Source organism: Colwellia sp. MT41 (assembly GCF_001444365.1).
GTDB lineage: Bacteria > Pseudomonadota > Gammaproteobacteria > Enterobacterales > Alteromonadaceae > Colwellia > Colwellia marinimaniae.
Genome location: NZ_CP013145.1, coordinates 2,499,486 through 2,511,368, shown reverse-complemented (window position 1 = coordinate 2,511,368; position 11,883 = coordinate 2,499,486). Strand labels below are relative to the sequence as shown.

The following is an 11,883-nucleotide window of genomic DNA, read 5'->3' as shown; positions in this document are numbered from 1 at the left end:
AGGGTAAATATTAGTGTGATAAATAATTAAAGGGGGATAGCGGAAATATGACTAATATCGGTTTTGGTGATAGTGGTTTTAACTTTGCTGTTTATATAGCAAACAAGCCTAATATGTTCGAATATCAAAGCTTGACTGCCGTTATGCCACTGGTTAATGGTGAAATTAGCGCGATTAATCAATCATGTGGTAATGGCTGGCGTAAAGTATTTAATGTCTACGCTAAAGTGCTTTATGCTTTGGATAAAAAGTATTATGACTTTTCAACGCAAGCGCCAACATGGCAAGACTATCGTGATAAAGTTCTATTACAAGCACAACATAAAACTGCCTTGCTCTTCTCCGCGCCGCAGTTAGAGCCGAGCAAAGACATAGTACATATCATTTGTGGTAAAGGCCATGCCAAAGCGTTAATCAGTAACGGTCAACTCAATGCTAATTTAGTGTGGTTAAATGATGAATTTGCTATTGATAGCCAGAAGAAACTTATTGTTTGCCCATACTTTGATTACCGTCAACTGAGTAATATTAAAATAGAGCGTCTGGCTAATTTATTAAAAAGCTTAAAAAAACTTAAAAACGGTACAGAAAAACTTTAGTTAACTGCTGCTGTATAGTCATAATGCTCCTGTGTTTTCAGTGGCTCATCAGTTTGGTTCGTCACTCCCGAAGTGTATAGTCGGACGTGGCATGGATGCTCCTTATTTAGACAATGCGAAAGTTGTTAGAAATCCATTGTTTATTGCCGTCATTGCCGAAATATATTGTCGGGAATCCATGTTTTTCATTATTCAAGGTTATAACAAACTAGAAGCTCTTTCACTTTGTTAGGATTCTTCGTATAATGCGGCAAATTTTATTGTTGCTCGTTAAGCTAATAAAGCGAATACGAGTAATATATGCCAAGCGGATATGGTGAATAGTGTCAAAGTCAGTCGAAAACTCTGTAGTAGATACCCAAATAATGTCAAATGATGCCAGTGTGCAATTATTGCAACAACAGTTACTGCAGCAACAACTGCTGCTTCAACAAACTCAAAACGATGATGATGAGATTGATTTAGCTGAACTTTGGCGTGCTATTTGGGCGGGTAAATTTACCATCATTATTATCAGTATGATCTTTGCAGTTGCTTCTGTTTTCTTCGCGCTGTCTAAACCTGATATTTATAAAGCTTCAGCTATATTAGCACCAGCTTCAAGTGAAGGTGGCGCAGGTGGTCTTGGCGCACTCGCGGGTATGGCAGGTTTAGCCAGTATGGCAGGCATAAATCTTGGCGGTGGCGGTGGTGATAAAACGGCGTTAGCGTTAGAGATCTTAAAGTCACGTTCATTTATCGAAGGATTTATCAGTAAACATGAGTTGTTAGTGCCATTGATGGCAGCAAAAAACTGGGATAGGGCAAGTGATACCTTGATCTTAGATGATGAGCTATATGATAAAACAACCAACAAGTGGATAAGAGAAGTAAAAGCGCCGAAAACCCCTGAACCATCGACCTGGGAAGCTTATAGGGAGTTTTCCGATTTAGTAACAGTTGCTCAAGATAAAACCACTTCAATGGTTAATATCGATATTGAATTCTATTCTCCTGCAATGGCAAAACAATGGTTAACCTGGTTAATCCACGATATTAACGAATTTATGCGTGAGCAAGACCAAATTGAGGCAAAAGCATCGATAGACTATTTAACTAATCAGTTAATTAATATTAAAGTTGCCTCAATGGAAGTGGTGTTTTATCAGCTGATTGAAGAGCAAACTAAAAACATGATGTTAACTATGGTTAAAAAAGAATATGTCCTTAAAACCATAGACCCTGCACAAGTCCCTGATACCAAAGCTAAACCAAAACGCGCGTTAATTGTGGTATTAGGTACTATGCTTGGTGGCATATTATCGGTATTAATCGTACTGATTCGATACTTTAGCAGAAAAGATAACTAACAAATGTGAGTCTAAAGGGCATGGTCAGTAATTATTACTTGTAGTAATCTTACAATAAGAAACACTTTCTTACTGCAATAGTCTATTAACTCAAGTATACTCTGCCCGTTAGAAAACTCACTAATTATAATAAAATCAGAAACAAGGTAGTTGATTGATTTAATGAACAATAATGTCATATTGTTTTATTGTCTTTGTTATCACCTTTGAAATTAATTTTTAACTACCTTTAGGCCTTTAGGGCGAAAATTTAGCTAACGCTATCGGAACTTAACTATGTATATTCTTGCTACAGCTACTACCGCATTCATCTTTGCGTTTTTAGCGATTAAATTTTTTAACCCAGTAGCAATAGAAATCGGTTTAGTTGATAAACCTTGTGAGCGCAAACAGCACTCAGGACATATTCCCCTTATTGGTGGTATTTCAATATTCTTAGCGGTTCTTGCTGCCAGCCTATTATGGTTACCTAATACCTTAGAGCTGCGTATGTACCTTATTGCTTCGGCTATGATGGTCTTTATTGGCGCCCTAGATGATAAGTTTGACCTACGTGTACGTGTTCGTATCGTCGGACAAATAATTATTGCTAGCCTAATGATCTATGGTGTTGGTGGCTATATTTCGAACTTAGGTAACATCTTTGGTTTTGGTGAGGTAACGCTAGGCCCATTGGGTATAATCTTTACTTATGTCGGTATTATCGTCGTTATAAATGCTTATAACATGATTGACGGTATTGATGGCTTGATTGGTAGCCTAAGTATTAATACTTTTACTTCAATTGCCATTTTATTTATTATGAGTGGACAAACAGATTATTTAAGTTACCCCTTGATACTAGCTACGGCAACAGTACCTTATTTAATGTATAACTTAGGCTTCTTCGAAAAGTTTTTTAATAAAGAATGCAAAAAGATTTTTATGGGTGATGCGGGCAGCATGTTTGTCGGCCTAAGTGTTATTTGGTTATTAACTATGGGCACTCAAGGCGAACAAGCATCCTTTAGACCAATAACCGCCCTGTGGATTTGTGCAATACCATTGATGGATATGTTAGCCATCGTGGTAAGACGTTATAAGAATGGTAAGTCGCCGTTTAAACCAGACAGAGATCATCTACATCATATATTGCAACGTGCAGGTTTATCCTCACGTCAAACCTTAGTCGCTATATCAACAATTGCTGTAATTATGTCGGTAATAGGTCTAGCAGGTGAATATTTTCAAGTTGCTGAAAGTGTAATGTTGATAGGTTTTTTAGTGATGTTTATTATCTATAATCTGGCTATTCGACATATTACTAAATAAAAACCTCTAACATTGAGAATCTAAATAGCTAAAATGAAAGTATTATCAATATTTGGCACTCGCCCAGAAGCCATCAAAATGGCTCCCCTTGTACACGCATTAGCAGAAGACTCAAGATTCGAAGCCAAAGTATGCGTAACAGCACAACACAGAGAAATGCTAGACCAAGTACTAGACCTTTTTGAAATCAAGCCTGATTATGATTTAAACTTAATGAAAGCAGGACAAACACTTAACGAAGTTACTGCCCGCATTTTATTAGAATTAAAACCTGTACTACAAGAGTTTAAGCCAGATATAGTACTTGTACATGGCGATACAGCCACTACATTTGCCGCAAGTTTAGCCGCATATTACGAACAGATAGCCGTAGGGCATATAGAAGCTGGTCTACGCACAGGTAATATCTATTCACCTTGGCCTGAAGAAGGTAACCGCAAACTAACAGGTGCTTTAACAAAATATCACTTTGCACCCACAGAAATATCAAAACAAAATCTATTGGTAGAAAACTATTCAGAAAACGACATTCATGTAACGGGTAATACGGTAATTGATGCATTGTTAATGATCAAAAATAAAATTGATAATGACAGTACGCTACATGATAAATTAGCCGAACAATTTCCTATGTTAGATGCTAATAAAAAGTTAATACTAGTTACTGGTCATAGAAGAGAAAGTTTTGGTGGTGGCTTTGAACGTATCTGCGAAGCCTTAGCCATTACCGCTAAAAGATATCCAGAAGCTCAAATTCTTTACCCTATGCATTTAAACCCCAATGTACGTGAGCCTGTTAACCGCATATTGAAAGACATAAAAAATATTTTTCTAATAGAGCCTCAACAGTATTTGCCTTTTATTTATTTAATGAACCGTGCGTATATTATTTTAACCGACTCGGGTGGCATTCAAGAAGAAGCGCCAAGCTTAGGTAAACCTGTTTTAGTAATGCGTGATACTACGGAACGCCCTGAAGCTGTAGATGCAGGTACAGTTAAATTAGTAGGAACCAATGTTGATGTAATAACTTCTGCAATTAATGAATTAATGGATAATGAAGAAGCATACAAAGCAATGAGTTTTGCCCATAACCCTTATGGTGATGGCAAAGCATGCGGTAAAATATTAGACATATTAGCAGAGCATAAATAAAGAATACTGTAGGCGGGAATTTATTCGCGCACTTACTAAATTTGGCCTTAGGTCTTAAATACAAGAGTAATAAAATAAAAATGTCATTCGAAACAATATCAGTAATTGGTCTTGGCTACATAGGTCTACCAACAGCAGCAATGTTCGCCGCATACGGAAAAAACGTCATTGGCGTTGATGTAAACAAAAACACAGTTGACACCATAAATCGTGGTGAAATTCATATAGTAGAACCAGACCTAGACGCTATTGTTCATAAAGCGGTAACAGACGGAAAACTAAAAGCTGTATTAAAGCCAGAGCCAGCCGACGCCTTTTTGATTGCTGTACCAACGCCATTTTTACCGATTAAAAATGAAGGTGATATCCCTCAGCCGGATCTTAAATATATTCAAGCAGCAGCTAAATCTATAGCGCCGGTACTTAAAAAAGGTGATTTAGTTATTCTAGAATCAACTTCCCCTGTAGGTGCAACTGAACAAATGGCCGATTGGCTAGCTGAATACAGAAGTGACCTTACTTTTCCAAAAACTCACGGTGAAGAATCAGACATTAGAGTAGCACATTGTCCAGAACGTGTATTACCCGGCCATGTAGTGCGTGAATTGGTGGAAAATGACCGAGTAATAGGCGGTTTGACAACTAAATGTTCAGAACAATCTGTAGAGCTATATAAAACCTTCGTACAAGGTGATTGTGTTATTACCAATGCGCGTACCGCTGAAATGGCTAAGTTAACAGAAAATAGCTGTAGAGATGTACAAATAGCCTTTGCCAATGAATTATCAATAATATGTGACGAGCTTGATATTAATGTTTGGGAGCTAATTTCTTTAGCTAACAGACACCCAAGAATAAATATTTTACAACCAGGCCCTGGCGTTGGAGGGCATTGTATTGCCGTTGACCCATGGTTTATTGTGGCTAAAACACCCAAGCAAGCACAGTTAATTCATACAGCACGTAAAGTGAATGATTCAAAACCTCAATGGGTAATTGATAAAGTTAAAATAGCCATAGCTGATTTTTTACAAGCCAATCCAAGTAAAATAACTAAAGAGGTAACGATTGCTTGCTATGGTTTAGCGTTTAAACCTGATATTGATGATTTACGTGAGAGCCCTGCGTTAAATATAGCGCAACAGCTAGCAAGCATTCATTCAGGTCGAACTTTAGGTATAGAGCCTAACATTCATGAATTACCGAACCATATAACAAATATTGAACTAATAAGTTTTGAACGTGCCATTGAAGAAGCAGATATTCACCTAATGTTAGTTGATCATAAAGAGTTTAAAACCAATAAAGTAGAGTTAGCAAATGTAATAGACACCAAAGGAATTTGGAAGTAGTGAAGATATTAGTCACAGGTGGTGCAGGTTTTATTGGTTCTGCAGTTATTCGACATATAATACAAAATACCGAAGATTCTATTATCAATGTAGATAAACTCACTTATGCGGGTAATTTAGAGTCACTGATTGATATTTCTGATTCGGAACGTTATGTATTTGAACAAGTTGATATTTGTAACCGTGCAGAGTTAGATCGTGTTTTCAAACATCATAAACCCGATGCAGTAATGCATTTAGCGGCTGAAAGCCACGTAGATCGCTCAATAGACGGACCATCTGCGTTTATAGAAACTAATATTGTTGGCACATATACGTTGCTAGAAGCTACGCGCCAATACTGGAATGAACTACTAACAGAACAAAAACAAAACTTTCGATTTCATCATGTTTCAACTGATGAAGTGTATGGCGACTTAGATGGTACGACTGATTTATTTACTGAAACAACATCATACGACCCTAGTAGCCCTTATTCAGCATCAAAAGCGGCAAGTGATCATTTAGTACGCTCATGGTTACGTACTTATGGCTTACCTACTATTATTACTAACTGTTCAAATAACTATGGCCCATTTCATTTTCCAGAAAAATTGATACCCCTCGTTATTTTAAATGCGCTAGAAGGTAAGCCATTACCAATATATGGTAAAGGTGAACAAATTCGTGATTGGCTCTATGTAGAAGATCATGCCCGAGCACTATATAAAGTAGTTACTGAAGGAAAAATAGGCGAAACCTATAATATAGGTGGTCATAACGAAAAGCAAAACATACAAGTAGTGCAAACTATTTGTATGTTATTAGAAGAATTAGTACCTAGTAACATTCATTCCTGTTCAGGCGGAAATTCAAGCGGCTTCAAAGGGTTAATAACCTATGTGAAAGATCGCCCAGGTCACGATATGCGCTATGCAATTGATGCATCAAAAATAGAAAAAGAATTAAACTGGACACCAACTGAAACCTTTGAAACTGGGTTAAGAAAAACAGTAGAATGGTATTTGAAAAATAACGAATGGAGTAAACGAGTGCAAGACGGATCATATCAACGTGAACGCCTAGGTGCTAATAATAACGTTAAAGTAAATAATCAATCTGAACTTAATTCAGAATCTATGGTAAAGGAAGTTTAAATGAAAGGTATAGTTTTAGCAGGCGGTTCAGGCACACGCTTATATCCAATTACCATGGGTGTATCAAAACAGCTATTGCCTATTTACGATAAACCCATGATTTTTTACCCCATATCAGTATTAATGCTTGCAGGTATTAGAGATATATTAATAATATCAACCCCTGAAGACATTAGTGGTTACCAACGCTTATTAAAAGATGGCTCGCAGTTTGGTATCAATATAAGTTATGAAATACAACCAAGCCCTGACGGATTAGCACAAGCGTTTATCATAGGTGAAGATTTTATTGGTGATGATAATGTCTGTTTAGTATTAGGCGACAATATCTTTTACGGGCAAGGCTTTTCACCAAAGTTAAAAGATGCAGTAAATAGAGCGGAAGAAGGCAAAGGCGCAACAGTTTTTGGTTATCAAGTAAAAGACCCAGAACGCTTTGGCGTGGTTGAGTTTGGCGAAAATAATAAAGCACTTTCAATAGAAGAAAAACCCACTAAGCCAAAATCAAATTACGCTGTAACAGGACTGTATTTTTACGATAATAGTGTAATTGAAATTGCTAAATCAATTAATCCCTCTGACCGTGGTGAGCTTGAAATAACTTGTGTTAATAATGTTTACCTTGAAAAGGGTGAGCTTAGTGTAGAAATGCTAGGGCGAGGTTTTGCTTGGTTAGACACAGGAACCCCTGAATCTTTACTTGAAGCCAGTCATTTTGTACAAACCATACAACACAGACAAGGGTTGAAAGTAGCTTGTTTAGAAGAAATCGCTTTTCACAATAATTGGTTATCAGCAGAAGCATTAAAAGAATTGGCTAAACCGATGATGAAAAATGAATATGGTCAATATTTAACACAACTTATATGTAAAATGAAATGAAATATAGGGTTGTACATATTGTAAGCAACGAGAAGTTTATAAAACCCTTTATCGAGTTGATAAACAATAATTTTAATACTTCTGATCATTTGTTTTTAAATATTTCAAATTTAAATAAAAAAAAGTTTCCTTTACCTAAGCAAAATAATATTGTTGAGTTTAAATTAAATTTAAATAGCTCTAAGAACTTTTTTATCTTATGGAAGGAAGTGTCCCGTTATTTGAAAGATTCAGATAAAGTAATTGTACATGGGGCTTTTACGGGGAGTTTTAACAAGTATTTATATTTTAATCCCTCTATTTTATCTAAAGCGTACTGGGTACTATGGGGAGGAGACTTATACCAACCTATAATATCCCCAGCCGAAACATGGAAACAAAAAATACATCAGTTTTTTGACAATAAGATTAAAGAGCGCTTCGCTGGTTACATAACTTTTATTAAAGGTGACTATGAACTAGCTAAAAAATTATATGGAGCAAAGGGGAAATATTATGAATGTATTATGTACCCAAGTAATCTGTATAATGAATTAACATTACCTGATGTATCAAAAAAAATGTTGACTGTATTAGTTGGGAACTCTGCGGATCCTACCAATAATCATGAAGAAACATTCAAAAAACTAAGTATGTTAAAAGATAAAAGTTTTAATATTATTTGTCCATTATCATATGGAGATAGAACTCACGCGGAGAAAATTAAACAGCTTGGGAAATCTATGTTTGGAAATCGTTTTGCCGCGCTAGTTGATTTTATGCCTTTTACTGAATATTTAAAAATACTTGCAAATGTTGATATTGCTATTTTTGCACATGAAAGACAGCAAGCAATGGGGAACACAATTACACTCTTGGGTTTAGGTAAAAAAGTTTATATGAGGAATGATATAACGCCTTTTAGCTTGTTTAAAAGTTTAGATATTAACGTTTTTAATGTGAATGTCTTAGAGCTTGAACTGTTAGATCAAGTGACTGTTAGCAAAAATAAAAAAAATGTTAAACGATATTTTTCAAAGGTAAATTTAGTCAAACAATTACAGAGAATTTTTGAGGGATGATCTGGCATATTTGAGCAGCGAACAATTAGATAATATGGGGTTTAAATTTTAGGTCAAGATGTAAAAATCAGTGATAAAGCAAGTGTTTATGATCCTGAATTAATATCAATAGATGATAACTTAAGAATAGATGTTTTTTGTGTTGTTTCGGGCAAAGTTAGTCTAGGTATGTAGGTTCATATAGCACCTTTTGTTTACTTGCGGGTGGTGAAAAAAGGAATGTAAATGGAATGTTTCTAAGGTCGGTCACTAAGGAGCCCTACGTTACCTAGTAAATACAAAAAAGAAACCAAGAAGCAAGTTCATATTGGTAATCATGTTATTATAGGTGCAGGTTCAAAGGTTTTTCTAGGCGTTATTACTGCTGAAGGTTGCTCTATTGGTGCTATGACACTAGTAAATAAAAGTACAGAACCTTGGGGTGTTTATGTTGGATAAAAATAATAAAGCACTTTCAATAGAAGAAAAACCCACTAAGCCAAAATCAAATTAAGCAGTAACAGGCCTGTTTTTTATGATAATAGCGTGATTTAAATTGCTAAATCAATTAAACCCTCTGCCCGTGGCGAGCTTGAAAAAACTTGTGTTAATAACGTACATCTTGGAAAAAGGCGAGCTTACCGTAGAAATGCTAAGGCGATGTTTTGCTTGGTTAGACACAGGAACCCTTGAATCTTTACTTGACGCCAGTCATTTTGTGAAAACAACACAGTCAATGGTTGAAAGTGAAGAAGCTCGTTTAGAAGAAATCGCATTTAATCAAAACTGGCTAACGGTTGAAAAATTAAAGAGCTGGCAAAACCTATGATAAAAAATAGTTATGGACAATATTTAGTTTCATTGGTATAAAAATCATGAGTATTTCACACGTTTTGGGAACGCTCTACACTGTTCGCTGACTTTATACTTTTTAATTTTTTTAATTAATATTTAAAAGTTCTTGAGGATGTTGGTATTGCTATTTTTGCGTACGAAAGGTAACAGGCGATGGGTAATGCAATTACCTCTAAAAATTTATATGAGAAATGATATAACGCCTTTTAGCTTGGTTGAGAGCCTCAAACTTAAAGTCTTTGATGTGAATAGAATAAGGATTGAAGACTTTAATCAAGAATAAAAAATATTTTAATTCTGAAAATTTGGTAACACAGTTAACTGATATTCATTAAATAGACGTTTTATGAAAGTGTCTTATCCGTTATGCGTTTAAAGGTCAAAAATGTTTGATGACATAAAAATAAAAATTGTGAAGTACATATAGGGGATAAAACAATTATTCAATATAATGTTGTACTTAGTCCTAGATGTAAAAAAACACTATTGGACTTGTCTGCTATATAGGTAGAGATGTATATATAGATGTTGATTATTTCCACATAGGTGATTATACAACCATCCATCATGGCACCATTATTCATGGTGTAAGGACACATGTGGGGTATAATTGTTGGATAGCTCACTACAGCATTATTGGTTCACTAGGCGGTAATAATTGGCTTGGCCATAATGTTGGTGTTGGTGCTCATTCTCAATTGTGGAGTCATATGAAATTTGGGGATACATTGGCGGGTCGTCAATGGCATTCTGAAGGTGAACATATTCTGGAAGATGATGTCTGGCTTGACGGTCACAGTATTGTTGGCCCTACCCTCGCTAAAATGAACTCTATGTTGTTAACTGGAAGTGTAGCTTGTTTAGGAAAAATCGTTTTTTACAATAATTGGCTATCAGCAGAAGCCTTAACCGAATTGGCTAAACTCATGATGAAGAATAGTTATGGACATTACTTGTTAAGCTTGACAGGATAAACTATGGAAAAAATATATCACAATGATAGTTGGCTTACAGTTAGGCTAACACCGTGGGATGAAAAAGTAATGGGCATAGGAACATGTGATGTTATAGAATTTCATTCTTCTTGTTTTAATGATACTTATTCTTTGCTCCGAAAGCTAGATGGATGGTGTCTTCGAAATGAAATTTCTTTCATTCAAATAAGAGTTAATGGTAATGATAAAATTAGCAAAAAAGCTTTGACAGAAACAGGTTACTATTTTGCTGAAACAAGTATGAAATTATCTTTAATGAAACCAGCTAATAAAAATATATCTTCATTAGACCGTTTTTCCCTAGAGTTAGTTAAGGCGTGTGAAGGCGATTTGCAAGGGTTTAAAGACATTGCAAGAAATGATTTTCATCATGGGCGATTGATAGAGGATTGCTATGTGGAGGAATGTAAAGCTAAAAATAGAAATGAAAACTGGATTGATGACCTAGCAAAAGCGCCTTTTAGTTTGTTTAAAGGTGTTTTTCGTGGGCAAAATGTAGGTTTTCATGCTGAATATCTTAATGAAAAAGAAAATACAGTTAGTTGGATTCTGACAGGTGTTAGTTCTGATTATAGTATGTTTGCTTTACCGTTGTGGACTGCTGCCTTCAAAAGAGCTCAATATTTAAATGTAGATAAAATAACTACAATGGTATCTTCTTCAAATACGAAAGTTTTGAATTTGTATAACAAGTTTTCATTCAATATTGATGAGTGCCTTTTAGGTTATCATAAAAAAATTGCGTTGTAGGTTTCTATGGCTAGAGTTTCTGTTAATTTGTCCTCGTGTTATTGCTATTTTTAAAGTGTTTATGGGAACTAAATCAACCGTGTTACTTAAAATGAAAGATGGAGTTAAGTGTATTTTGGATACACATAGCTGTGTCAAATTTGATGCAGAATATAATTCTATTATTAGTCTGCGAAGTGAGTTATAAAAAACCGTTTAATTTAATATAATTAGGAGTTGGAAATGGGTTCAAGTGTATTAGTACAATGTTTTGTAGAAGCGTTAGGCGTAGATGAAAAACTTGTAGTGGATGACTTGGAATACAATAGTATTGCCCAATGGGATTCTGTTGCTCACATGACATTGATAGCTGCGCTAGAAGAACGCTTTGATATTATGTTAGATACTGATGATATTATTGATATGAGTAGTGTTGCTAAAGCAAAAGAAATATTGAAAAAATATGAGGTTACGCTATAG

The 11,883-nt window shown here is 35.3% G+C and carries 12 protein-coding genes; all 12 read left to right on the top strand.

Features of this window, described 5'->3' with window-relative positions:
• Positions 1–47: 47 nt before the first annotated feature.
• Entirely contained in the window at positions 48–599 is a 552-nt protein-coding gene (locus CMT41_RS10715; protein ID WP_058027251.1) for a DUF6942 family protein, read from the top strand.
• Between the two features lie 323 nt (positions 600–922).
• Positions 923–1,948, top strand: a complete 1,026-nt coding sequence (locus CMT41_RS10710) for a Wzz/FepE/Etk N-terminal domain-containing protein (protein ID WP_232299945.1) — start codon at positions 923–925, stop codon at positions 1,946–1,948.
• Between the two features lie 276 nt (positions 1,949–2,224).
• Entirely contained in the window at positions 2,225–3,259 is a 1,035-nt protein-coding gene (gene wecA, locus CMT41_RS10705) for a UDP-N-acetylglucosamine--undecaprenyl-phosphate N-acetylglucosaminephosphotransferase (protein WP_058027250.1), read from the top strand.
• A 33-nt stretch (positions 3,260–3,292) separates the two neighbouring features.
• Complete coding sequence (wecB, locus tag CMT41_RS10700) at positions 3,293–4,414, top strand: non-hydrolyzing UDP-N-acetylglucosamine 2-epimerase (protein ID WP_058027249.1); 1,122 nt, start codon at positions 3,293–3,295, stop codon at positions 4,412–4,414.
• Positions 4,415–4,494: 80 nt separating this feature from the next.
• Positions 4,495–5,766, top strand: coding sequence for a UDP-N-acetyl-D-mannosamine dehydrogenase (gene wecC, locus CMT41_RS10695; protein WP_058027248.1), 1,272 nt, complete (start codon positions 4,495–4,497; stop codon positions 5,764–5,766).
• Entirely contained in the window at positions 5,766–6,902 is a 1,137-nt protein-coding gene (rfbB, locus tag CMT41_RS10690) for a dTDP-glucose 4,6-dehydratase (RefSeq protein WP_058027247.1), read from the top strand. Before wecC ends, rfbB begins: the two co-directional genes overlap by 1 nt.
• Positions 6,903–7,784 (top strand): glucose-1-phosphate thymidylyltransferase RfbA, encoded by an 882-nt coding sequence (rfbA, locus tag CMT41_RS10685; protein ID WP_058027246.1) that lies wholly within the window; start codon positions 6,903–6,905, stop codon positions 7,782–7,784. It abuts the gene before it with no gap.
• Positions 7,781–8,845, top strand: a complete 1,065-nt coding sequence (locus CMT41_RS10680) for a TDP-N-acetylfucosamine:lipid II N-acetylfucosaminyltransferase (protein ID WP_058027245.1) — start codon at positions 7,781–7,783, stop codon at positions 8,843–8,845. Before rfbA ends, CMT41_RS10680 begins: the two co-directional genes overlap by 4 nt.
• A 571-nt stretch (positions 8,846–9,416) precedes the next feature.
• The gene (locus CMT41_RS19905; RefSeq protein WP_198149738.1) at positions 9,417–9,653 is read left to right on the top strand and encodes a sugar phosphate nucleotidyltransferase; all 237 of its coding nucleotides are present in this window, start codon (positions 9,417–9,419) and stop codon (positions 9,651–9,653) included.
• Positions 9,654–10,278: 625 nt separating this feature from the next.
• Positions 10,279–10,653, top strand: a complete 375-nt coding sequence (locus tag CMT41_RS19800) for a hypothetical protein (protein ID WP_058027243.1) — start codon at positions 10,279–10,281, stop codon at positions 10,651–10,653.
• 3 nt (positions 10,654–10,656) lie between these two features.
• Positions 10,657–11,424: a hypothetical protein gene (locus tag CMT41_RS10665; protein WP_058027242.1), complete on the top strand. Its 768-nt coding sequence runs from the start codon at positions 10,657–10,659 to the stop codon at positions 11,422–11,424.
• A 222-nt stretch (positions 11,425–11,646) separates the two neighbouring features.
• A complete protein-coding gene (locus CMT41_RS10660) occupies positions 11,647–11,883 on the top strand; it encodes an acyl carrier protein (protein WP_058027241.1) in 237 nt (78 codons plus the stop codon).